The sequence below is a fragment of the Enterobacter cloacae complex sp. CARB60 genome (genome assembly GCF_036487345.1).
GTDB lineage: Bacteria > Pseudomonadota > Gammaproteobacteria > Enterobacterales > Enterobacteriaceae > Enterobacter > Enterobacter asburiae_D.
In genome coordinates, this window is record NZ_JAZKLC010000002.1 from 1,868,782 (window position 1) to 1,891,011 (window position 22,230).

The following is a 22,230-nucleotide window of genomic DNA, read 5'->3' on the forward strand; positions in this document are numbered from 1 at the left end:
GCCCAGACGCCGGTTAAGCCGGCGTTTTTTATGGGCGCAAACAAAAGAGAATCCGATTTGAATTACCAGATGATCACGACCAACGACGAGCTGGCTTCGCTGTGCGAAGTGACGCGCGACTTTCCTGCCATTGCCCTGGATACCGAGTTTGTCCGTACCCGGACCTATTATCCGCAGCTGGGTTTGATTCAGATGTACGACGGTAAACACGTCTCCCTGATCGACCCTCTCGGCATTACCGACTGGACGCCGATGCGTGATCTGCTGCTCGATACCGCCGTGACGAAATACCTGCACGCAGGCAGTGAAGATCTGGAAGTCTTTCTGAACACTTTTGGCATCATGCCCCAGCCGCTGATTGACACGCAGATCCTCGCGGCATTCAGCAACCGTCCGCTCTCATGGGGCTTTGCTGCCATGGTAGAGGAGTATACGGGCCTGACGCTGGATAAAAGCGAATCCCGTACCGACTGGCTGGCGCGTCCGCTAACCGAGCGTCAGTTGGAGTATGCGGCGGCTGACGTGTTTTACCTGCTGCCGATTGCCGGACAGCTGATGAAAGAGGCAGAAGCTTCTGGATGGCTGTCTGCGGCGCTCGACGAGTGTCGTATGACCCAGCAGCGCCGCCAGGAAGTGGTCGACCCAAAAGAGGCCTGGCGCGATATCAGCAACGCCTGGCAGCTGCGTACGCGTCAGCTGGCGTGCCTGCAGCTGCTGGCAGACTGGCGCTTGCGTAAAGCGCGCGAGCGCGATCTGGCCGTTAACTTTGTGGTTCGCGAAGAACATCTCTGGGCGGTCGCGCGCTATATGCCGGGCAGCCTGGGCGAGCTGGACAGCATTGGGCTTTCGGGCAGCGAGATCCGCTACCACGGTAAAACCCTGCTGGCGCTGGTCGCAAAAGCGCAGGAGTTACCGGAAGATGCGCTGCCGGAACCGCTGTTGAACCTGATGGATATGCCGGGCTATCGCAAAGCGTTTAAGGATATCAAAGCGCTGGTGCAGGACGTTGCGGCGGAAAGCAAGCTGGGCGCGGAGCTGCTCGCCTCACGTCGTCAGATTAACCAGCTGCTGAACTGGCACTGGAAGCTGAAGCCGCAGAGTGGCGTGCCGGAAATGATGGCGGGATGGCGCGGGAAATTGATGGCCGATCGCCTGAATACGCTGCTGGAAGGTTATCCACGATAAAAAATATGCCGGGCGATAACCCGGCATATTCCCCCGATGGCGCTACGCTTACCGGGGCTACGACATCAAAAATCTACGGACGCGACTCTTCCGCTTCCGGGAGCGTCACGTTCAGCTCCAGAATCGAAATATCCCCGTCTTTTTGTTCCAGCTGCACCGTGACCATCTCCGGGTCAATCTGCACGTACTTACAGATCACTTCCAGGATGTCCTTGCGCAGCTGCGGCAGGTAGTGAGGCTCGGCGTCGCTACGACGACGCTCCGCAACGATAATTTGCAGACGTTCTTTTGCGATGTTGGCGGTGTTCTTTTTCCGCGAGAGAAAAAAGTCCAGTAATGCCATAACTTATCCTCCGAACAGGCGTTTGAGGAAACCTTTCTTCTCTTCTTCAATGAAGCGGAAAGGACGTTCTTCTCCCAGCAGACGGTCAACGGTATCGGCGTAAGCTTTACCTGCATCTGCCAATGTATCAAGGATCACTGGCTCGCCCTGGTTAGACGCGCGTAACACGGACTGATCTTCCGGGATAACGCCCACCAGCTTAATGCGCAGGATCTCCAGCACGTCTTCCATGCTCAGCATGTCACCTTTGTTCACGCGGCCCGGATTGTAGCGGGTGAGCAGCAGGTGTTCTTTAATCGGGTCTTCGCCATTTTCCGCACGACGGGATTTAGAGGCGAGGATCCCGAGAATGCGGTCTGAGTCACGCACGGATGAAACTTCAGGGTTGGTGGTGATAATTGCTTCATCAGCGAAGTACAGCGCCATCAGGGCACCGGTTTCGATGCCGGCAGGGGAGTCGCACACAATGAAGTCGAACTCCATTTTTTTCAGCTCGTCGAGCACCTTTTCCACCCCTTCACGGGTCAGGGCGTCTTTGTCACGCGTCTGAGAAGCCGGAAGAATGTAGAGGTTGTCGGTGCGCTTGTCTTTAATCATCGCCTGGTTCAGCGTGGCATCGCCCTGAATGACGTTCACGAAGTCATACACGACGCGACGCTCACATCCCATGATGAGGTCGAGGTTACGCAGACCGATATCGAAGTCGATAACGATGGTTTTCTTTCCCTTCTGGGCCAAACCAGTAGCGATGGCCGCGCTGGAGGTGGTCTTGCCAACGCCTCCTTTACCCGAAGTAACAACAATAATGCGTGCCATAGAAATTCCTTGTTAAAAAGGGATCAATTCAACGGTTGAACGGTCAACGCGTCGTCTGCCAGAAGCAGGCGAGCCGCTTTGCCATAAAATTCGGCTGGGATCTTATCGCTCAGCCAATATTCACCTGCGATGGACACCAGTTCCGCCGTCAGGTGAGTACAAAATATTTGCGCATCTCGATCGCCACTTGCACCTGCGAGCGCACGTCCACGCATCATACCGTATACGTGAATATTGCCATCTGCAATCAGCTCAGCGCCAGCACTGACGTGGCTTGTAACAATCAGATCACAGTTTGGTGCATAAATGCGCTGACCGGAACGAACCGGCACATCAATCATTCGCGTTTTTGTGACGGTAGTAACGTTTTGCACCACAGGAGGGGGCGTTTGCACGGCAACGGGGGCCGCACGCGAGGCTTTTTCTTTGCCCTCATTCAGAAGAGGCAGCCCCGCACGCTCAATTTCCGCTTTCAGCTCAGTATCTTTGCAGCCGCTGATGCCCACGATACGCAGTCCGGTCGAGGAGACGGCCTGCTGGAGAAGTTTCCAGTTAACCGGAGCCTCAAGACCGCTGACGTTGATAACAACAGGGGCGTGCTTCAGAAAGGCGGGAGCCTGGGCGATTTTGTCTTCTAACGCCTGACGAATAACCTCGGGTTTTGCATCATGCAAATGTACCACTGATAAGGTGAAGCTACTGCCTTTAAGCTCGATGGGCGTGTTTGACATCCTGGCCTTACTCAATTTGCTATTAACCGCAACCACTCGCTGCGATATTCCGAAGAGTATCAGGCATGTTATAGTCAGGAGTATATTGAGGCAAGCAACCACCCATTAATTCAGAGTAAAAACATGTTTTGTGTGATCTACAGAAGTACAAGCCGTGACCAGACCTATCTTTATGTCGAAAAGAAAGACGATTTTTCACGCGTGCCTGAAGAATTAATGAAGAACTTTGGCCGACCACAGCTGGCGATGCTGCTGCCGCTTGATGGTCGTAAGAAACTGATTAATGCCGATCTGGATAAAGTGAAAACGGCCTTAGCCGAGCAAGGCTATTATTTACAGCTTCCACCGCCACCCGAGAATTTATTAAAACAGCATCTTGAGGCGAACGGTAAAAAATAGTCTCAACTGTTTTTGGGCACAACACATCAACCGTTTAGGGGTCGACCATGTATCAACATCATAACTGGCAAGGTGCATTACTGGATTATCCCGTCAGCAAAGTGGTTTGCGTGGGCAGCAACTATGCAAAACATATTCAGGAGATGGGCAGCGCGACGCCAGAAGAGCCGGTCCTGTTCATTAAGCCTGAAACGGCGCTTTGCGATATCCGCCAGCCGCTGGCGCTGCCGCAGGGGCTGGGCTCGGTGCATCACGAAGTTGAGCTCGCCGTGCTGATCGGCGCGACGCTGCGCCAGGCCTCAGAAGAACATGTTCAGAAAGCGATTGCCGGTTACGGCGTGGCGCTGGATCTCACGCTGCGTGACGTGCAGGGCAAAATGAAGAAAGCAGGGCAGCCGTGGGAAAAGGCCAAAGGATTTGATAATTCCTGTCCGATCTCGGCGTTTGTGCCGGTAAGCGAATTTACCGGCGATCCGCAGGATACCCCGCTTAGCCTGAAGATTAACGGCGAGATCCGCCAGCAGGGCACCACCGCGGACATGATCCATAAGATTGTGCCGCTGATCGCCTACATGAGCCGCTTCTTTACCCTGAAACCGGGCGATGTGATCCTGACCGGAACCCCAGAAGGTGTTGGCCCGCTGCTCAGCGGTGACGAGCTTGAGGTCGGTTTTAACGGCCTGTCGCTGAAAACCCGCGTGCTGTAACCCCATCTTGCCGCCTGAAGAGGGCGGCAAAACTTGCAACAACGTGCCAGACTCGTTATAAGGTGCGCTTTCTTTTGACGTGTGGACATCCTGATGAACGACATCCCTTTCTGGCAAAGCAAAACTCTCGACGACATGACTGACGCGGAATGGGAATCATTGTGCGACGGCTGCGGGCAATGCTGCCTGCACAAGCTGATGGATGAAGATACGGATGAAATCTACTTCACCAACGTTGCCTGCAAGCAGCTAAACATTAAAACCTGCCAGTGCCGCAACTATGAGCGTCGGTTTGAATTTGAGCCTGACTGCATCAAGTTAACCCGGGATAATCTGCCGACGTTTGAATGGCTGCCGCATACCTGCGCGTATCGCCTGCTGGCGGAAGGGAAAGGTCTGCCTGACTGGCATCCGCTGTTAACCGGTTCAAAAGCGGCAATGCACGGCGAGCGTATCTCCGTGCGCCACATTGCGGTGAAAGAGTCCGAGGTGCGTGACTGGGAAGACCACATCATGAATCACCCGACCCGTTGAGATTAAAAAACCCGCCGAGGCGGGTTTTTTATTATGTTTGTGCGGCCTGATGCCCTCACCCCAACCCTCTCCCACGGGAGAGGGCGCAAACACTAAAAACGGCAACCGAGGTTGCCGTTTTGCTTTTACCTTCCAAAAAGATCGCGTTTCTTCGGTTTGAACGGCTGGGCGATCAGCACCAGCAGCGCCACGACGAAGTAGGCGGCAAAAATGCCCACCAGCCACTGCGGCATCTCCAGCGTCAGGAATTCCCACTGACGAACGGAGCAGTCACCGGATGCGACAAACACCTGCGGCAGCCATTTGTCCAGCGGCAGCCAGGTCGGGAAGCGGGCGGCAAAATCACAGGTCATAAACGGTGACGGATGCAGTTGCATCATGGTGTGTTGCCAGGAGAGTTCAATCCCTTTCCAGGCGCTGTAGATCCAGATGGCAATACCGGCATAGCGAAGCGGCGATTTTGGGGCAATCGCGCCGACCAGGCCCGCACCCATAATGCCGAACAGCGCGCAGCGTTCATAAATACAAAGCACGCAAGGTTTCAGTCCCATTACATGCTGGAACCACAGCGCGACCATTTCCAGCGCAAAGGCGGTCAGGGCCATTAACAACCACGCTCCGCGACCGCGGGAGCACTGGTTTAAAAATCTCAACATAATCATTTCCCTGGAACATGCTTAGAAAGCGCAGTGTAAACGAATTCGTTTTTCGCGCCACCTGTACCTGACGAAATAAAACGTAATTGGATGTTTATCGTGCGAAAAGGCAAACGGGCAGCGAACTGCCCGAGATGCATAGTTTACTGCGCCGCAAGTATACCCGCTTGTATCAACCATTGCGTACAGGGAATGAGGGTAATTTTGACGCAAAGCAATCCCACGATCGTGAGCACCAGCGTGTAGGGCAGCGCCATCCACACCATCCTGCCATAAGAAAGTCGTATGAGTGGCGCGAGGGCGGAGGTCAGCATGAACAGGAAGGCGGCCTGGCCATTTGGCGTCGCCACCGACGGCAGGTTGGTGCCGGTATTGATTGCCACGGCCAGCAGCTCAAACTGTCCGGCGCTGATGACGCCTTGCTCCATGGCCGCTTTGGCCTCGTTGATGTAGACCGTCCCGACGAAGACGTTATCTGAGATCGACGAGAGCAGGCCGTTAAACAGGTAAAACAGCGACAGCTGAGCATCCGGTGACGCCCGTAATACAAAGGCAATAATCGGCGCGAACAGGTGCTGGTCGATAATCACGGCCACGACGGCAAAGAACACCGCCAGCAGGGCGGTAAACGGCAGGGCTTCGGTAAACGCCTTGCCGATGGCATGTTCGTCCGTCACGCCGGTAAAGGTGGTGGCGAGAATAATGACCGACAGGCCAATCAGCCCCACTTCGGCAAGATGAAGCGCCAGCGCCGCGATAAGCCAGACGCCGATGATCCCCTGTGCAATGAGTCGTAGCGTCTCCTGGCGCGTCCGCTGGCTGCGGCTCTGCTGATCGAATTTATGCAGCTCCTGACGAACCGGCTCCGGGAGCTGCGCCCCGTAGCCAAAGAGGCGAAACTTCTCCACCAGCAGACAGGTCGCCAGACCGCAGATCAGCACCGGTACGCTCACCGGCGCCATTCTCAGGAAGAACTCACCAAAGTGCCAGCCCGCCGCTTTGGCAATGATCAGGTTTTGCGGCTCGCCCACCATGGTCATCACGCCGCCCAGCGCGGTACCGACGCCAGCATGCATCATCAGGCTGCGCAGGAAGGCGCGAAACTGCTCCAGTACGTCACGATTATGCGCATCGACGTGGCTGTCATCCTGCAAATCTTCACCCGGGCGAGAGGAGGCCACGCGGTGATAAATACCGTAAAACCCAACCGCAACGCTTATCACCACCGCGACGACCGTCAGCGCATCCAGGAACGCCGACAGGAAGGCGGCCGCAAGGCAAAACGCCAGCGAGAGGAACATTTTCGACGGAATGCTGAGCAGCAGGCGCGTGAAGATAAACAGCAGCAGCTGTTTCATGAAGTAGATGCCCGCCACCATAAACATCAGCAGCAGCAGCACTTCGAGATTTGACGCCAGCTCTGCTTTGACATGCTCGGCGCTGGTCATGCCGATGACGACTGCCTCAAACGCCAGCAAACCACCCGGCAGCAGGGGATAACATTTCAGCGCCATGGCCAGGGTGAAGATAAACTCCGCCACCAGCAGCCACCCGGCAATGAACGGGTTTACGCTAAAGAGGAGGGGGTTAACGACCAGGAACACCAGAAGTATAAGTTTGTACCAGTCCGGAGACTGGCCTAAAAAGTTGCGCCACAGTGCGCGCCCAAAAGAAATTTCCACGACAGACGTCCTTCCCCGTCAAGTAAAACAAAACATCAGTATACGCAAAAATCGCGGCCTGGAGGCGAATAAGGCTGTATTGTAAATTTCACAAAAATGAAACGGCGATCCCTCTTTTCTCTCTTTGCCGTGCTACCTGCCACTGCCTGCCTCTGGTATGATGAGTCCAATTTGCTAAAGCTGTGTAATGGAAATCTCACTATGGTCATTAAGGCGCAGAGCCCGGCGGGTTTCGCGGAAGAGTACATCATTGAAAGCATCTGGAATAATCGTTTCCCTGCGGGGTCCATCCTTCCGGCTGAACGCGAACTCTCTGAACTGATTGGCGTCACTCGCACCACGCTGCGTGAAGTGCTCCAGCGGCTGGCGCGCGATGGCTGGCTGACGATCCAGCACGGTAAACCTACGAAAGTGAACAACTTCTGGGAAACGTCCGGGCTGAACATTCTTGAAACGCTGGCGCGTCTCGACCATGAAAGCGTGCCGCAGCTCATTGATAATCTGCTCTCCGTTCGCACCAACATCGCGACGATCTTTATTCGTACCGCTTTCCGTCAGCATCCGGAAGACGCCCTTGCGGTGCTGGCCAGCGCGAACGAGGTGGAAGATCATGCCGATTCCTTTGCCACCCTCGATTACAACGTGTTTCGCGGCCTGGCGTTTGCCTCCGGCAACCCGGTGTACGGCCTGATCCTCAACGGTATGAAAGGGCTTTACACCCGCATCGGCCGCCACTACTTTGCCAACCCGGAAGCGCGTAGCCTGGCGCTGGGCTTCTACCATAAGCTGAGCAAGCTCTGTACCGAAGGCCTGCACGATCAGGTTTATGAGACGGTGCGTCGCTACGGCCATGATTCCGGTGAAATCTGGCACCGTATGCAGAAAACGCTGCCGGGTGATTTAGCGATTCAGACCCGCTAAAAGAAAAAACCTCTCCTATGAGAGGTTTTTTTTTGCCCGGTGGCGCTTCGCTTACCGGGCCTACAAAACCCGTAGGCCGGGTAAGGCGCAGCCGCCACCCGGCAAAAAACACTACAGCGTATTCAACCGCGCCGGGCAGCGTTCCAGCAGCTCGACGCTCCCGTCTTCATTCTGCTGCTCCAGCTGCACGTCAAAGCCCCACAGGCGATGCACATGCTTCAGCACCTCTTTACGCCCTTTATCCAGCGGCGCCCGATTGTGCGGGATATAACGCAGCGTCAGGGAGCGGTCACCGCGCAAATCGACGTTCCATACCTGAATATTCGGCTCAAGGTTGCTCAGGTTGTACTGGGAAGAGAGGCGAGAGCGGATCTCACGGTATCCCTCTTCGTTATGGATCGCGGAAATCTCAAGATAGTTGTTGCGGTCGTCGTCCAGCACGGTGAAGAAGCGGAAGTCACGCATGATTTTCGGCGACATAAACTGGCTGATGAAGCTCTCATCCTTAAAGTCGCGCATCGCGAAGTGCAGCGTTTCCAGCCAGTCAGAGCCGGCGATATCCGGGAACCAGTACTTGTCTTCTTCCGTCGGCGACTGGCAAATACGCTTAATGTCCTGGAACATGGCAAAACCAAGCGCATACGGATTTATTCCGCTGTACCACGGGCTGTTGTAGGGCGGCTGGAACACCACGTTGGTATGGCTGTGGAGGAATTCCATCATGAACCGCTCGGTGACTTTCCCCTCGTCGTACAGATGGTTGAGGATGGTGTAGTGCCAGAAGGTTGCCCAGCCTTCGTTCATGACCTGCGTCTGCTTTTGCGGGTAAAAATACTGGCTCACCTTGCGCACGATGCGCAGGATCTCACGCTGCCACGGCTCCAGCAGCGGGGCGTTCTTCTCCATAAAATAGAGCAGGTTTTCCTGCGGCTCGGACGGATAGCGACGCGCTTCGGCGATCGTTTTTTCCTCCTCACGCTTCGGCAGGGTACGCCACAGCATGTTCACCTGGCTTTGCAGGTACTCTTCGCGGCTTTTCTGCCGGGCCTTTTCCTCCTGCAAAGAGATTTTCTGCGGACGTTTGTAGCGGTCCACGCCGTAGTTCATCAGCGCGTGGCAGGAGTCGAGCAGTTTTTCCACTTCGTCCACGCCGTAGCGCTCTTCGCAGTCGGTAATGTATTTACGGGCGAAGATCAGGTAATCGACGATGGAGCTGGCATCCGTCCAGCTGCGGAACAGATAGTTATTCTTGAAAAATGAGTTGTGCCCGTAGCAGGCGTGCGCCATCACCAGCGCCTGCATGGTAATGGTGTTCTCTTCCATTAAATAGGCGATGCACGGATTGGAGTTAATGACAATCTCATACGCCAGCCCCTGCTGGCCGTGCTTATACAGCCGCTCGGTTTCAATAAATTTTTTACCAAACGACCAGTGCGGATAGTTAATCGGCATCCCGACGCTGGAGTAGGCGTCCATCATCTGTTCGGACGTAATGACTTCAATCTGATGGGGATAGGTATCCAGACGATACAGCTTTGCGACCCGGTCGATTTCGGCGAGGTAAACATCCAGCAGCTCGAAGGTCCAGTCGGGTCCATCGCTCAGACGTGTGTTGTCCTTGTTCAGGGAATCAATAGTAGCCATTAGCGCGCCCTCGTTGTGGGTGCTCTCTCTGTCTGGAGAGCCTCCTTTCAAGCATAGATCAACGTGTTAAAAAGCGTGCTGGGGCAGAAATTTTTTCTTTGCGTTTCGCGTTTTTGATACGGCAAAAAAACGGTGTGCCTCAGCATATTATGCTGGTTAAAAATAACGCGCAGCAGGAGATCCCAAATTAGCACTATCCCCTGATGCTGGGGGATGTGTGAGGTAAGTCACCATAAAAAAGTCGTATGTTGAATAATATTTTCAACTAGGTTATCAATCTGTAATTAGAAGATTGTTCTTTTGCACATAATGGAGTGGCTATGCGTGTTGTCATACTGGGAAGTGGTGTCGTTGGGGTAACCAGCGCCTGGTATTTAAGTCAGGCGGGACATGACGTAACCGTTATCGATCGTGAATCCGGTCCCGCGCTTGAAACCAGCGCGGCGAACGCCGGGCAAATCTCTCCGGGGTATGCGGCACCGTGGGCTGCGCCGGGCGTTCCGCTGAAAGCGATTAAATGGATGTTCCAGCGCCATGCGCCGCTGGCCATCAGCCTTGACGGCACGCAGTTCCAACTGAAGTGGATGTGGCAGATGCTGCGCAACTGCGACACCCGCCACTACATGGAGAACAAAGGGCGCATGGTGCGCCTGGCGGAATACAGCCGCGACTGTCTGAAAGCGCTGCGCGCGTCGACGGGGATTGAGTATGAAGGCCGTCAGGGCGGGACGTTACAGCTGTTCCGCACCGAGCAACAGTACGAAAATGCCACCCGCGATATCGCCGTGCTGGAAGATGCCGGCGTACCGTACCAGCTCCTGGAAGCCAGCCAGCTTGGCCAGGTTGAACCGGCGCTCGCGGAAGTGGCGCATAAGCTGACGGGCGGCCTGCGCCTGCCGAATGACGAAACCGGTGACTGCCAGCTCTTTACGCAACGTCTGGCGCAAATGTGCGAGCAGGCGGGGGTGAAGTTCCGCTTCAACACCTCTGTCGACAAGCTGCTGTCGGAAGGGGAAAAGATTTACGGCGTGAAGTGCGGCGACGAGGTGATCAAAGCCGATGCCTACGTGATGGCGTTTGGTTCGTACTCCACCGCCATGCTGAAAGGCATTCTCGACATTCCTGTTTACCCGCTGAAGGGCTACTCGCTGACCATTCCGGTGAAAGAAGAGAGCGGCGCGCCGGTGTCGACCATTCTGGATGAAACCTACAAAATCGCCATTACCCGCTTCGATAACCGTATTCGCGTAGGCGGCATGGCGGAAATTGTCGGCTTCAACACCGAGCTGCTGCAGCCGCGTCGTGAAACGCTGGAGATGGTGGTGGGCGATCTCTTCCCGCGCGGAGGTTTTGTTGAGCAGGCGACGTTCTGGACCGGCCTGCGTCCAATGACCCCGGACGGCACGCCGATCGTGGGCCGCACGCCGTATAAAAACCTGTGGACCAATACCGGACACGGCACGCTTGGCTGGACGATGGCCTGCGGATCGGGCCAGCTGCTGAGCGACCTGATTTCCGGGCGCACGCCGGCAATTCCGTTTGACGATTTAAGCGCAGCACGCTATCAATCGGGGTTTACGCCTTCGCGTCCACAGCATCTGCACGGCGCGCATAACTAAGGAGCTGTCATGTCCCGTCCTGTTCTGGCCCAGCTGAACCTGCAGGCCCTGAAGGATAATCTGCAAATTGTTCGTCGGGCGGCACCCGGTTCGCGCGTCTGGTCGGTGGTGAAAGCGAATGCCTACGGCCACGGCATCGATCGTATCTGGAGCGCGCTGAGCGCGACCGACGGCTTTGCGCTGCTGAATCTGGAAGAGGCCATCCTGCTGCGCGAGCGCGGCTGGAAAGGGCCCATCTTGCTGCTGGAGGGCTTCTTCCACGCGGACGATCTGCCGCTGCTGGACAAGTACCGTCTGACCACCAGCGTTCACAGCAACTGGCAGATTAAGGCGATACAGGATGCGAAGCTCCATGCTCCGCTGGATATCTATCTCAAGGTCAACAGCGGCATGAACCGCCTGGGCTTCCAGCCTGAGCGGGTGCATACGGTCTGGCAGCAGCTGCGCGGCATGAAGAACGTGGGCGAAATGACGCTGATGGCGCATTTTGCCGACGCGGAAAAAACCGACGGAATTGCCGATGCCATGGTGCGCATTGAGCAGGCGGCGGAGGGGCTGGACTGCCCACGCTCGCTGTCGAACTCGGCGGCCACGCTGTGGCATCCCGAGGCGCACTATAACTGGGTGCGTCCGGGGATTGTTCTGTACGGGGCATCTCCCTCAGGCCAGTGGCAGGATATCGCCAACAGCGGCCTGAAGCCGGTGATGACCCTGCGCAGCGAAATCATTGGCGTCCAGACGCTGAAGGCCGGTGACACGGTGGGCTACGGCAGCCGCTACCGGGCACAGGGCGAGCAGCGAATTGGCATCGTGGCGGGCGGCTATGCCGACGGCTACCCGCGCATCGCGCCGACCGGTACGCCGGTCTGGGTCGATGGGGTTCGCACCGGAACGGTGGGCACCGTATCAATGGATATGCTGGCCGTTGACCTGACGCCATGCCCGCAGGCAGGCATCGGTTCGCCGGTCGAGCTGTGGGGTAACGAAGTTAAGATTGATGACGTGGCTGCCGCGGCGGGCACGGTGGGGTATGAATTGATGTGCGGGCTGGCACCGAGAGTGCCGGTTGTGACGGTGTAACGAATGCTTGTGTCGGGTGGCGCTCACGCTTACCCGACCTACGTTCGAGGGTTTTGTAGGCCGGGTAAGGCGAAGCCGCCACCCGGCAAAAAAACCGCTACTCTGTTTCCTCTTCCATCGGCCTGACGCCGACTTTTCTCACCGCGTTATCTTCTTTCTCCGCAACCGTCCAGATCATCCCGGCGAACTCTACCTGGTCGCCGACGACGGGGGCCGCCCCCAGCAGTTGCTGAATGATTTCCCCTAACGTTTGCTGCTTGTCGCGGTACTCCAGCCCTTCATCCAGGCCGTAAATCAGCGCCACATCGGCAAACTTGGCGCTGGCTTCCAGAATAAAATCGCCGAAGAAACGCTGGTCCAGCGCCACCGGAGGCGACTGGCTGAACAGCTTGCCCAGCGCGGGCAGGTCGCGCTCGCGGCCAATGACGCAGAGAATATCCCCTTCGCGCAGGCGGGTGCTGCCGGTAGGGTGCAGCAGGACATTATCGCGGAACAGGGCGGCAATACGCGTTTCGGCCGGCATGTGCAAATCGCGCAGCGAGGCCCCCACGCACCATTTGTCGGCGCTCAGCTGATAGACAAACTGTTCCCACGGGTTCTCCGGGTGAATGTCGAGCCCCACGCGGGAGACCGGCCAGCCCACGGGAGGCACCACGACTTTGGCTTTTTTCGCCGCCCACCCGAGCGAGGTGCCCTGGAACAGCAGTGAAATCAGCACCACGAAGAACGCCACGTTAAAGAACAGCCGCGCGTTATCCAGACCGGCCATCATTGGGAACACCGCAAGGATAATCGGCACCGCACCGCGCAGGCCCACCCAGCTGATAAAGATCCGCTCGCGCAGGTTGAAGCCGCGAAACGGCAGCAGGCCTGCAAATACCGACAGCGGACGGGCGAAGAAGATCATCCACGCGGACAGCAGCAGCGCCGGAACGGCGATCGGCAGCAGATCCGATGGCGTAACCAGCAGGCCCAGCACCAGGAACATGCCGATCTGCGCCAGCCAGGCCAGACCGTCAAAGTTCTGCAAAATGGCATGCCGGTTGCGAATTGGGCGGTTGCCCATCAGGAACCCGCAGAGGTAGACGGCGAGGATGCCGCTGCCGTCCAGCGCGGTGGTGACGCCAAAAATCAGAATCCCGCCGCTCAGCGCCAGCAGGGGGTAAAGCCCTGCGGGCAGCGAGATGCGGTTGATCATCTGCTGTAAGAGGTATCCCCCCGCCAGGCCGATAACAATCCCCAGCCCGAACTGCTGCAGGATATGCCAGACGAACATCCAGCTCAGGCCCGTCTCGTGCTGCTGGATCATCTCAATCAGGGTGATGGTGAGAAAAACCGCCATCGGATCGTTACTGCCGGACTCAATCTCAAGGGTGGAGCCGACGCGTTCGTTAAGCCCTTTTCCGCCGAGCAGGGAGAACACCGCTGCCGCATCGGTTGAGCCCACGATGGCGCCAATCAGCAAACCTTCCATGATATTGAGATGGAAAAGCCACGCGGCCATCATTCCGGTGAGGCCAGAGGTAATCAACACGCCGACCGTGGCGAGCGACAGCGCAGGCCCTAACGCCACGCGGAAGGAGCTCGCCTGAGTGCGCATCCCGCCGTCCAGCAGGATCACCGCCAGCGCGAGGTTACTCACCATGTAGGCAAAAGGGTAGTTATCGAATGGGATACCGCCAATGCCATCAATGCCGGCGAGCATGCCGATGGCGAGGAAAATGACAAGAATAGGTATGCCGAGACGCGATGAAAATGAACTTAATAAAATACTGCTGGTTACAAGGACGGAACCCAAAATGAAAAGGCTGATTATCGCTGCGGCATCCAATGTTCTCTTACTCCCACCTCAATGTTAACGCTGTTACTAAAACCCTAACATATTAACAACGGCAACAGCGTTTTATTAAGGGGGTATAACGGCTTTTTTATGCCTTTATGACAGGATGGCCGCTAATGGTCAGCCTAGTGCCGGAATCATTGTGGATCAGGGCGACGTGCGCCCCGAGCGCCAGGGTCACGGTTCGCTGCTCATGGCCAAAATCCAGACCGGTGATGACCGGAATATCCAGCCGTGAGCGAACGAAGTCGACCATGGTCTCAAGGGTGTAACCCGCGTCATAGTCATTCGGGGCAGAGCCGCTGAAGCTGCCCAGCACAATCGCGGACTGGCGTTCAAGAATACCGGCATGATAAAGCTGCAAGAGCATGCGCTCGACGCGGAACGGATGTTCGTTGATATCTTCCAGCACCAGAATGCCGTCCTCGATTTGCGGCATCCACGGCGTGCCGATAAGCGAGACCAGCATCGCCAGGTTACCGCCCCAGAGCTGGCCTTCACACTCCCAGTGCGGTCCATTGCCCTGCCACTCCACGCTGTAGGTGGGATTACGCAGCGCGCGCCAGAAATGTTCCACGGTAAACGCATCCAGCTCCGGTGCGCCGAAGTTACCGGCCAGCATCGGACCGCTGAAGGTGATAACGTTATGCAGAGCCAGCAGCCCGAGCTGGATGACGGTGAAATCGCTGTGGCCGCAAATCAGCAGGGGATCGTGCTGCTGGCGCAGAGCCAGCGCCTGCCAGTCAATGCTCTCCAGCAGCCGGCTCGCACCGTACCCGCCGCGCACCGCTAGCACGATCCGGTTTTCGCCCGTCAGGTTCACCAGACTATTGATATCATTCAGCCTCTGCGATTCGGTACCGGCAAAACGCTGCTGGCGGCGGGGGATAATCGTCTGATTTTCTACCTGATGACCCGACTCCAGCAAACGCTGAACGCCCCGCTGCGCCGCGTCCTGGTTAATGCAGTAGCCCGACGGCGCGATGAGATGAAACTGAGACATGGCAATTCCTTGCTGAATGAGAAACTAATTGTCTATATCATGCCGCTTATACGCCGCCTGCTTCAAGAGGCGGCGCACCGCGATGACCGGCTATAAGGATAGATGACGTGAAATTGAGATGGTTTGCTTTTTTGATTGTGTTGCTTGCTGGCTGTAGTTCAAAACATGATTATCAAAACCCACCCTGGAACCCGGAAGTGCCGGTGAAACGGGCCATGCAGTGGATGCCGATCAGTGAACAAGCCGGGAAGGCCTGGGGCGTCAGCCCGCGTCTCATCACGGCGATCATTGCGGTGGAGTCCGGCGGAAATCCTGCGCTTGTCAGCAAATCCAACGCGGTGGGCCTGATGCAGCTTAAAGCGTCAACGGCGGGGAAAGAGGTTTATCGCTATATGGGCTGGAGCGGCCAGCCGTCGACCAGCGAGCTGAAAAACCCGGAACGCAACATATCAATGGGCACCGCTTATCTGAGCATAATGGAGCATGGCGTGCTGAAGGGCATTAAGGATCCGGAGGTGATGCAGTACGCGCTGGTGGTGTCTTACGTTAACGGTGCCGGCGCGTTGCTCAGAACCTTCTCCTCTGACCGCAAAGAGGCGATAGAAGAGATTAACGGCATGGACAAAGACGAATTCTTTGAACATGTGGCGAAAAATCACCCGGCACCACAGGCGCCTCGTTATATCTGGAAAGTACAGAAAGCGATGGATGCCATGTAATGCCGCAGACGGGCGGCGGTCACGCTGCCCGATTTCCCTTACAGAACTTTATTTGCGCGTTCCCGTGCCTCCCGCTCCAGCGAATAGATAATGCGCTGAAGCTCGCGCTCTGCGCCGGGCCCGACGTTCAGGAAACGGAAGCTCAGACGCGGCGTGGTGATGGTTTCATTTTTGCTGTCCACGACGGTGCGGTCGCTGATGGCAATCAGCTGTGCATCGAAATAAAAGCGACCCCAGCCCCCCATATCCAGCTCAATTTGCGAAAACCGCATGCCCTCTACCAGTCCGTCGGGTTTCGGCGTATCCATCAGTGCGCCCATGCCGCCCAGCGACAGGTCGAAGAGGCGGAAGCGGATCTCTTTTTTGTCCGGCATTTTGGCCTTACAAAAATAGGCGGGATGGAGCGGGGCGCTGATGCGGAAATATTCACGACGCTGGACGAACCAGAGGTTGGTGGGAAGCGGGGTAGCAAAAGCAGGGAGTCCCTGGTATTCGCTCATTTCCAGCCGCGTCAGGACAAACTCCACTTTGGCGCCCTGCGTTTCGGCCATTACCGCGACATTTTCCGCTTTCAGCGCCGCGCGGTTTTCATACTCCTGACTGCCTAAATCAATCACCAGCCGCTCCTGCGAGGCGTCAAGGATCTTGCTGATGAACTGATTATTCGACCAGCTGATGCGCAGCGGCACTTCACCTTTTTGCAGGTCGCGTAATACCCCTAATACAGCCAGCGGATTTTGCTTGAGGAACTGCTCACTGTAATGACTCACGCCGGATGGCTCCTTGATTGATGACAGACTGTCTTAGCGTTATCGGCAATCTGCAATGAAACTTAATACAAACCGGTGAGTTTTTTTTGCCTGTTTAGGCAAAGATAAGTCGGTGAGATGAAAATGGTTTTCCGGCGATGACCTATACTTAAGTTAGCTGTGCAGAAGGTTTTCTGCGCACGCGTTAAACCTGCAAGAGGGCATCGCTATGGGTATCATCGCCTGGATTATCTTTGGTCTTATTGCTGGCGCTATCGCTAAACTGATCATGCCGGGAAACGATGGCGGCGGCTTTATTTTGACCTGTGTACTCGGGGTCGTTGGTGCGGTTGTGGGCGGCTGGCTGGCGACGATGTTTGGCTTTGGAGGCAACATAAGTGGTTTCGACCTGCACAGTTTTCTGGTCGCTGTCGTGGGTGCCATTGTGGTGCTGGGCATATTCAGGTTGCTGCGACGAGCATAAAATTTCATAAACGGCTCTCTGCGGAGGGCCGTTTTTTTGTCTGAGTATTGATTTGTTAATCTAAATGATAATAATTGTCGTTCCGTATTGCATCCAATAATAAGACGACATTATGAATAGCTCACGCTTTACGCTTTGCGCCCTGGCAGGCGCCGTTACGCTGGTATTGCAGGTCCCGGCGCTCGCCGAAGAATCCACCATCGTCGTCACGGGCTCAGAGCAGGGCAGCGCGCTGCCGGCCTGGACGAACAGCGCCACGAAATCGGCCGTTGCCGAAAGTAAAACGCCGCAGGTCATCACGACCCTCTCTGCGCCGGAAATTGAAAAGCGTCACGCGAATTCGGTGAATGAAATCCTGCGCTATGCCCCAGGCGTCTCAACCGAGGTGCGGGGGAATACCTCCTACATGAGCGAATATAAAATTCGTGGCTTTACCGTCGACCAGGAGTTCTACAACGGGCTGCAGCTGCCCTATAACGTCACCGGCAATACCAAAGCGCGAATCGATCCGCTGCTGATTGACAGCGTTGATATCCTGAAAGGCCCCTCATCGGTGCTTTACGGCGGCGGTTCGCCGGGCGGGCTGGTGAATATTCAAAGTAAAAAACCGCAGCGGGAAGCCCGAACGGAGATCGGCGTTAACACCGGAAACCGTAATCTGAAAGAGGGCTATCTCGATTCAACCGGGCAGATTGCCGACAGCGACTGGAACTACCGTCTGCTGGGCAAAGCCACGGAAAACGACGATCAGCCGCACACCACCCGGTATGAGAACTACCTGGTTGCGCCGTCCGTCACCTGGCAACCGGACAGCAAAACGCGCCTCACCCTGGACGCGCTGGCGCAAAACACCCCGAGCCTGACGCCGTCTAACCCGCTGCCGCTCGCTTACCTGCGCTCAAAATACGCGGGCAAGCGCGATTATGCCGGAGACGAATGGAGCGGGTTTAAGCAGCGTCAGTGGATGCTGGGCTACAGCTTTGAACATGAATTTGACAGCGGCTGGGGCTTTAATCAGAAGGCGCGCTATTTCGACGTCGATACCCACCAGCGCAGCGTCTACGCTACAGGGGCGGGAAGCGAGGTGTATCAGCTCAACCGCTTTGCTTACACCACCGATGAAGACCTTAAGAGCTTCAACATCGACAACCAGGTGACCAAAACCGTTGCGCTGGGCGACTGGAAACACCATCTGCTGGCCGGGTTTGACTATCAGAAGCTGAACTCCCACTTCCACTATCGCTACGCGTCGGCCACGCCGGGCATTGATATGCGCCATCCTGACTATTCGCAGATCGACGATAGCGCTCTTGGGCTTTATACCGCCCAGAAAAACCGCCTCAGCTATCAGCAGAACGGCTATTACTTACAGGATCAGGTCGAGTTTGGCGGCCTCAACCTGCTGGGCAGCCTGCGCTACGACGATTACCGCTCCGTCACCACCAACTACCTGCAAAACGGTGATAAAGCCTGGGTATCGCAGGATCGCGTCACCAAACGCCTGGGCGCGCTTTACGCCTTCGATAACGGGATTTCGCCATTTATCAGCTACTCAGAAGGTTTTGCACCGGTGTCACCGCAGGGAACGCTCGTGGCGAAAGACGTTAAGCCGACCACCAGCAAGCAGGTGGAAGGCGGGGTGAAATATCTGCTGGCCGACTACGCCACCACCTTTACCGCCTCGGTGTTTAACATTCGTCAGAAAAATGTCGTCACCTCCGATCCGGGCTTCCTGAACTATCGTCAGACCGGGGAAGTGGAATCTAAAGGGGCCGAACTGTCCGCCATCAGCCGCCCGACGGACAACCTGACGCTGATTGCCAACTATGCGTACACCCACGCGATCAACCGGGAAGATGACAAGTACAAAGGTAAACGTCCAACGCAGGTCCCGGAGAATGCCTTCAACCTCTGGGGGGATTACACCTTTGACAACACGCCGCTGAAAGGGCTGATGCTGGGAGCGGGCGCACGCTACACCGGGCCGATGGAAATCTCTCCGGCAAACGATACGGGTAAACTGGGGGGCACGACGCAGTACGATCTGGCGGCTTCCTACCGGATGGGCGAAATCCTGCCCTCGCTGGCGGGGCTAACGCTTAAGGCCAGCGCGCAGAACATCACCAATAAAGAGACGCTGACCTGCTACGACGCGACCAACTGCTGGATTGGGCGTGACAGGACGTATCAGCTAGGGGCGAGTTACAGTTTCTAAGTAACTCCCTGTGAGTTCAAAATGTAGGCCGGGTAAGGCGAAGCCGCCACCCGGCAATACTCCTTTACTGCGCCGCAGCTTTTACCGGCGCAGCCTCATCATTCGCCGCAGGCTGGTTCTCCGGCACGCTGTCGCACGGTTTTGCTTTCGGGCAGACCCGATCGAGCATTTTCAGCGTCACGCCGTTGCTCCAGCCGAAGCCGTCCTGCAGCGGATACTCTCCGCCGCCGCCGCCCGTACCGGTTGTCGACACGTCATATTTCTCGACCAGTTTCTTTTCCCTATCGTAAGTATGCTGAACGTTCTTCAGGAAGCGCCAGGTCACATCCATCGAGACCTTCTCTTGCCCGTAATTCTGCAGACCTTCCGCGGCCACCCATTGCAGCGGGGCCCAGCCGTTTGGCGCATCCCACTGCTGACCGCTATTGACGGTGGTGGTCGCAATACCGCCCGGTTTCAACAGGCGCGATGAGGTTGCCGCGGCGACTTTATCGGCCCGCTCCTGCGCCGCCGCCTTCACGTAAAGCGGGAACAGGGCTGCCGCCGTGAGCTGATTGCGAACCTTCTTGCTCTTCAGATCGTAATCCGCGTACCAGCCCTCTTTATCATTCCACAGGTGGCTCTCGATGGCTTTCTGACGCGCCGTAGCCAGCGCCTCGTATTTGCTTGCGCTGGCGGCGTCGCCACTCTCCTGGCCTGCCCGCGCCAGCAGTTTTTCCATCTTGAACATCAGGGCGTTCAGGTCCACGGGGACAATGCTGGTGGTCCGGATGGTGCCGAGCTTTTGCGGGTCGTCCATCCAGCGGGAGCTAAAGTCCCAGCCTGAAGCCGCAGCGGAGCGCAGATCGCGGTAGATCTCGGTCGCAGGTCGGTTAGGGTTACTTTTTGCGGTATTCACATCGTCAAGCCAGGACTCCGGGCGCGGGGTATCGCGGTCGTCCCAGTAGCGGTTGAGGACAGCGCCGTCATCCAGCTTCACCACGCGCTTGTTAGCCTGCCCCGGCTGAAGGGCGTCGACGCCGTCCATCCAGTAGGCATACTCTTTCTCCATCTGCGGACGATACTTCTTCAGCGCATCGCTATCGTGCGTTGCCAGCAGTTCCACCATCAGCGAGAAGAACGGCGGCTGGGATCGGCTCAGGTAATAGCTGCGGTTGCCGTTGGGAATGTGGCCGAAGGTGTCAATCTCATAGGCAAAGTTATCCACCATGTCGCTGATTTTGTCCCAGTGGTTGCTCTCTGCCAGGCCCAGCATGGTGAAATAGCTGTCCCAGTAGTAGACCTCGCGGAAACGTCCGCCGGGCACAACGTAAGGTTTGGGTAACGGCAGCAGGGAATCCCATTTGTTGCTGGCTTTATCCGTGGTGCGCGTCAGTACGGGCCAGAGATCGTCAATGTGCTCACGTAAACTTTGTCCAGCAGGCGGAACATATTTTTCCCCTTCCGCAGGGAGCGTAAAGTTCATCTCGACAAAGTGGCGTAAGTCAAAGCTGGACTGCGTGTGCTGCATCCGATAGTCCGCCAGAATCATCAGCGGGTCGCTTTTGGGGACGGCATCAGCGAAGGTTTTCTGATCGGGAAACAGTTTGGCGCTTTGCACATCATTAAACAGCGGGCCCAGCAAAATATCGGGTGAGGTTGTCTGGGCTGCGGGGCTATCGTCGGCATAACCGAAAGTCGTTACGCCGAGCAGCGCGCCTCCTAACGCAAGGGGCAAGAACGCGGGGCGTAGTGTACGAGGTCTTATCATCAGTTCGTCTCCTGTCTTCACTAAACAGCGTGACCGCTGTTGTCAATCACCTGAAAACCTTAGACGAATATTGCCCGCTTCGCGTTAAATATTGCTGGCCATTCAGACCTCTTCCGGCGTCTGGCTGGCTTCCCGCAGCGTGCCCGGCGCATGTCCAATAATGCGCTTAAATGCCCGGCTAAATGCCGCCAGAGAGCCGTATCCCAGCCGCAGCGCGACGGTTTCAATCGGCTGATTTTCGTGGCGAATGTACTGGATGGCCAGCCGCATCCTCAGCTCGCTGAGATATTTTGCCGGGGTCGTTCCCGTCGCGGCCAGAAACCGTTCGGCGAACACGGAACGGGACGTGCCCGCTTCTTTTGCCAGATCCGCCACGCTCCAGTTCAGGCCGGGCTGCTGGTGCATGGCGTAAATGGCCCGGCTCAGGCGCGGGTCGCGCAGAACCTGCACCCAGCCGGTAGCTTTACCACAGCCGCCTTCAACCCAGCCGCGCACGATTAACGCCGCTACCACGTCGGCCAGGCGCGCAAGGATCCCGGCGTACCCGGCCTGACGCGCCACGGATTCCCGCTCCATCGCCGCCAGCAGCGGGTGGATCTCCGGCCAGGTGGACATCAGCCGGCTGACCATCATCACTTCCGGCATCGCCTTAATTAGCGGCTGCATCCCGCCCAGCTCAAAATCCATGCACCCGCTAAAGATGATGGTGTTCTCGCTTTCCGGACAGGGCTCGCAGGTGATGGCGCAGACCGAGCTGCAAATCGGTTCGCTGGGAAAGGCGCTGACGGGGGTAATGGTGGCCTGCTCGTCGGAGAGCAGGGCATGGGAATTGCCGCCTGGAATAAACAGGGCGTCACCGCTGCTCAGCTGAAAGGCTGCACCGCTCTCCATTCGCAGCAGGGCGCTGCCGTGGCTCACGAAATGAAACTGCGCTTTACCGGGTGCGTGGTTGAATGCGACGCCAAACGGCGAGCTGGCTTCAATCCGCCGGTATTTCACTCCTGACAGGCGCATGCCGCGTAAAAGTTCGCTGATCAAATCGGGTGACTGTGCGGTCATGGCGCAACTCCGGACGAATAATCAATAAGTGGAGATTATATGTCATAGATCGTCCAGGGTGAACCTTCTATGCTTTTGCGACAGTTGTCACATT

The 22,230-nt window shown here is 56.6% G+C and carries 21 protein-coding genes and 1 pseudogene; 11 read left to right on the plus strand and 11 right to left on the minus strand.

What is annotated here, in order from left to right:
• Nucleotides 1-57 precede the first annotated feature (57 nt).
• Nucleotides 58-1,185 (plus strand): ribonuclease D, encoded by a 1,128-nt coding sequence (gene rnd, locus V4835_RS09920; RefSeq protein ID WP_331412057.1) that lies wholly within the window; start codon nucleotides 58-60, stop codon nucleotides 1,183-1,185.
• 73 nt (nucleotides 1,186-1,258) lie between these two features.
• Here rnd and minE read toward each other — a convergent pair whose 3' ends face one another.
• From minE to minC, 3 genes are read right to left on the minus strand one after another with little or no spacing between them, the layout of a single operon-like run.
• A complete protein-coding gene (minE, locus tag V4835_RS09925) occupies nucleotides 1,259-1,528 on the minus strand; it encodes a cell division topological specificity factor MinE (protein ID WP_008500504.1) in 270 nt (89 codons plus the stop codon).
• Between the two features lie 3 nt (nucleotides 1,529-1,531).
• A complete protein-coding gene (gene minD / locus V4835_RS09930) occupies nucleotides 1,532-2,344 on the minus strand; it encodes a septum site-determining protein MinD (RefSeq protein WP_063143830.1) in 813 nt (270 codons plus the stop codon).
• 23 nt (nucleotides 2,345-2,367) lie between these two features.
• Nucleotides 2,368-3,075: a septum site-determining protein MinC gene (minC, locus tag V4835_RS09935; RefSeq protein ID WP_032658477.1), complete on the minus strand. Its 708-nt coding sequence runs from the start codon at nucleotides 3,073-3,075 to the stop codon at nucleotides 2,368-2,370.
• 123 nt (nucleotides 3,076-3,198) lie between these two features.
• Here minC and V4835_RS09940 point away from each other — a divergent pair, with 123 nt between their 5' ends.
• The 3 genes from V4835_RS09940 (at nucleotide 3,199) to V4835_RS09950 (ending at nucleotide 4,715) form a co-directional block, all read left to right on the plus strand.
• The gene (locus V4835_RS09940) at nucleotides 3,199-3,474 is read left to right on the plus strand and encodes a YcgL domain-containing protein (protein WP_029742143.1); all 276 of its coding nucleotides are present in this window, start codon (nucleotides 3,199-3,201) and stop codon (nucleotides 3,472-3,474) included.
• 47 nt (nucleotides 3,475-3,521) lie between these two features.
• Nucleotides 3,522-4,181, plus strand: a complete 660-nt coding sequence (locus tag V4835_RS09945; protein ID WP_032658472.1) for a fumarylacetoacetate hydrolase family protein — start codon at nucleotides 3,522-3,524, stop codon at nucleotides 4,179-4,181.
• 93 nt (nucleotides 4,182-4,274) lie between these two features.
• Nucleotides 4,275-4,715, plus strand: coding sequence for a YcgN family cysteine cluster protein (locus V4835_RS09950; protein ID WP_024909872.1), 441 nt, complete (start codon nucleotides 4,275-4,277; stop codon nucleotides 4,713-4,715).
• 125 nt (nucleotides 4,716-4,840) lie between these two features.
• On the opposite strand, the gene dsbB is transcribed toward V4835_RS09950, so the two are convergent.
• Entirely contained in the window at nucleotides 4,841-5,371 is a 531-nt protein-coding gene (dsbB, locus tag V4835_RS09955; RefSeq protein WP_063143832.1) for a disulfide bond formation protein DsbB, read from the minus strand.
• A 143-nt stretch (nucleotides 5,372-5,514) separates the two neighbouring features.
• Nucleotides 5,515-7,053 (minus strand): Na(+)/H(+) antiporter NhaB, encoded by a 1,539-nt coding sequence (nhaB, locus tag V4835_RS09960; protein ID WP_331412058.1) that lies wholly within the window; start codon nucleotides 7,051-7,053, stop codon nucleotides 5,515-5,517.
• 201 nt (nucleotides 7,054-7,254) lie between these two features.
• On the opposite strand from nhaB, the gene fadR reads away from it, so the two are divergent.
• The gene (gene fadR / locus V4835_RS09965) at nucleotides 7,255-7,974 is read left to right on the plus strand and encodes a fatty acid metabolism transcriptional regulator FadR (RefSeq protein WP_063143834.1); all 720 of its coding nucleotides are present in this window, start codon (nucleotides 7,255-7,257) and stop codon (nucleotides 7,972-7,974) included.
• A 111-nt stretch (nucleotides 7,975-8,085) separates the two neighbouring features.
• Here the strand turns inward: fadR and V4835_RS09970 are convergent, their stop codons facing one another.
• Nucleotides 8,086-9,618, minus strand: a complete 1,533-nt coding sequence (locus V4835_RS09970; RefSeq protein WP_023293929.1) for a SpoVR family protein — start codon at nucleotides 9,616-9,618, stop codon at nucleotides 8,086-8,088.
• Nucleotides 9,619-9,938: 320 nt separating this feature from the next.
• Here V4835_RS09970 and V4835_RS09975 point away from each other — a divergent pair, with 320 nt between their 5' ends.
• From V4835_RS09975 to V4835_RS24380, 3 genes and pseudogenes are all read left to right on the plus strand, one after another.
• Nucleotides 9,939-11,237, plus strand: coding sequence for a D-amino acid dehydrogenase (locus V4835_RS09975; RefSeq protein WP_063143835.1), 1,299 nt, complete (start codon nucleotides 9,939-9,941; stop codon nucleotides 11,235-11,237).
• A gap of 9 nt (nucleotides 11,238-11,246) precedes the next feature.
• Complete coding sequence (gene dadX / locus V4835_RS09980) at nucleotides 11,247-12,317, plus strand: catabolic alanine racemase DadX (RefSeq protein WP_331412059.1); 1,071 nt, start codon at nucleotides 11,247-11,249, stop codon at nucleotides 12,315-12,317.
• Between the two features lie 16 nt (nucleotides 12,318-12,333).
• Nucleotides 12,334-12,480: pseudogene (locus V4835_RS24380) on the plus strand (hypothetical protein); the annotation flags it as partial.
• Here V4835_RS24380 and V4835_RS09985 read toward each other — a convergent pair.
• Both V4835_RS09985 and ldcA read right to left on the minus strand, forming a co-directional pair.
• Nucleotides 12,415-14,148 (minus strand): potassium/proton antiporter, encoded by a 1,734-nt coding sequence (locus V4835_RS09985; RefSeq protein WP_331412060.1) that lies wholly within the window; start codon nucleotides 14,146-14,148, stop codon nucleotides 12,415-12,417. The pseudogene V4835_RS24380 and the gene V4835_RS09985 sit on opposite strands and share 66 nt — an antisense overlap.
• A 97-nt stretch (nucleotides 14,149-14,245) precedes the next feature.
• Nucleotides 14,246-15,160, minus strand: coding sequence for a muramoyltetrapeptide carboxypeptidase (ldcA, locus tag V4835_RS09990; RefSeq protein ID WP_331412061.1), 915 nt, complete (start codon nucleotides 15,158-15,160; stop codon nucleotides 14,246-14,248).
• A 107-nt stretch (nucleotides 15,161-15,267) separates the two neighbouring features.
• Here ldcA and emtA point away from each other — a divergent pair, with 107 nt between their 5' ends.
• A complete protein-coding gene (emtA, locus tag V4835_RS09995; protein ID WP_063143839.1) occupies nucleotides 15,268-15,879 on the plus strand; it encodes a membrane-bound lytic murein transglycosylase EmtA in 612 nt (203 codons plus the stop codon).
• A 38-nt stretch (nucleotides 15,880-15,917) separates the two neighbouring features.
• On the opposite strand, the gene ycgR is transcribed toward emtA, so the two are convergent.
• Nucleotides 15,918-16,649: a flagellar brake protein YcgR gene (gene ycgR / locus V4835_RS10000; RefSeq protein ID WP_193940724.1), complete on the minus strand. Its 732-nt coding sequence runs from the start codon at nucleotides 16,647-16,649 to the stop codon at nucleotides 15,918-15,920.
• A 208-nt stretch (nucleotides 16,650-16,857) separates the two neighbouring features.
• On the opposite strand from ycgR, the gene V4835_RS10005 reads away from it, so the two are divergent.
• Together V4835_RS10005 and V4835_RS10010 are read left to right on the plus strand one after the other, a co-directional pair.
• Nucleotides 16,858-17,112 (plus strand): GlsB/YeaQ/YmgE family stress response membrane protein, encoded by a 255-nt coding sequence (locus tag V4835_RS10005; RefSeq protein WP_008502662.1) that lies wholly within the window; start codon nucleotides 16,858-16,860, stop codon nucleotides 17,110-17,112.
• A 112-nt stretch (nucleotides 17,113-17,224) separates the two neighbouring features.
• Nucleotides 17,225-19,327 carry a TonB-dependent siderophore receptor gene (locus V4835_RS10010; protein WP_331412062.1) on the plus strand — a complete coding sequence of 701 codons (2,103 nt, stop codon included), beginning with the start codon at nucleotides 17,225-17,227 and terminating at the stop codon, nucleotides 19,325-19,327.
• Between the two features lie 64 nt (nucleotides 19,328-19,391).
• On the opposite strand, the gene V4835_RS10015 is transcribed toward V4835_RS10010, so the two are convergent.
• Together V4835_RS10015 and V4835_RS10020 are read right to left on the minus strand one after the other, a co-directional pair.
• Nucleotides 19,392-21,077 carry an alpha,alpha-trehalase gene (locus tag V4835_RS10015; protein ID WP_331412063.1) on the minus strand — a complete coding sequence of 562 codons (1,686 nt, stop codon included), beginning with the start codon at nucleotides 21,075-21,077 and terminating at the stop codon, nucleotides 19,392-19,394.
• Nucleotides 21,078-21,179: 102 nt separating this feature from the next.
• A complete protein-coding gene (locus V4835_RS10020) occupies nucleotides 21,180-22,136 on the minus strand; it encodes an AraC family transcriptional regulator (protein ID WP_331412064.1) in 957 nt (318 codons plus the stop codon).
• Between the last annotated feature and the right edge of the window lie 94 nt (nucleotides 22,137-22,230).

Bases quoted from the DNA above. Each gene is read 5' to 3' on its own strand.
- V4835_RS09940 (WP_029742143.1), top strand. From the start codon at position 3,199: ATGTTTTGTGTGATCTACAGAAGTACAAGCCGTGACCAGACCTATCTT.
- V4835_RS10020 (WP_331412064.1), bottom strand. From the start codon at position 22,136: ATGACCGCACAGTCACCCGATTTGATCAGCGAACTTTTACGCGGCATG.
- V4835_RS10015 (WP_331412063.1), bottom strand. From the start codon at position 21,077: ATGATAAGACCTCGTACACTACGCCCCGCGTTCTTGCCCCTTGCGTTA.
- dadX (WP_331412059.1), top strand. From the start codon at position 11,247: ATGTCCCGTCCTGTTCTGGCCCAGCTGAACCTGCAGGCCCTGAAGGAT.
- fadR (WP_063143834.1), top strand. From the start codon at position 7,255: ATGGTCATTAAGGCGCAGAGCCCGGCGGGTTTCGCGGAAGAGTACATC.
- V4835_RS09975 (WP_063143835.1), top strand. From the start codon at position 9,939: ATGCGTGTTGTCATACTGGGAAGTGGTGTCGTTGGGGTAACCAGCGCC.
- V4835_RS10005 (WP_008502662.1), top strand. From the start codon at position 16,858: ATGGGTATCATCGCCTGGATTATCTTTGGTCTTATTGCTGGCGCTATC.
- V4835_RS09950 (WP_024909872.1), top strand. From the start codon at position 4,275: ATGAACGACATCCCTTTCTGGCAAAGCAAAACTCTCGACGACATGACT.
- ldcA (WP_331412061.1), bottom strand. From the start codon at position 15,160: ATGTCTCAGTTTCATCTCATCGCGCCGTCGGGCTACTGCATTAACCAG.
- V4835_RS10010 (WP_331412062.1), top strand. From the start codon at position 17,225: ATGAATAGCTCACGCTTTACGCTTTGCGCCCTGGCAGGCGCCGTTACG.
- V4835_RS09970 (WP_023293929.1), bottom strand. From the start codon at position 9,618: ATGGCTACTATTGATTCCCTGAACAAGGACAACACACGTCTGAGCGAT.
- V4835_RS09945 (WP_032658472.1), top strand. From the start codon at position 3,522: ATGTATCAACATCATAACTGGCAAGGTGCATTACTGGATTATCCCGTC.
- minC (WP_032658477.1), bottom strand. From the start codon at position 3,075: ATGTCAAACACGCCCATCGAGCTTAAAGGCAGTAGCTTCACCTTATCA.
- minD (WP_063143830.1), bottom strand. From the start codon at position 2,344: ATGGCACGCATTATTGTTGTTACTTCGGGTAAAGGAGGCGTTGGCAAG.
- minE (WP_008500504.1), bottom strand. From the start codon at position 1,528: ATGGCATTACTGGACTTTTTTCTCTCGCGGAAAAAGAACACCGCCAAC.
- dsbB (WP_063143832.1), bottom strand. From the start codon at position 5,371: ATGTTGAGATTTTTAAACCAGTGCTCCCGCGGTCGCGGAGCGTGGTTG.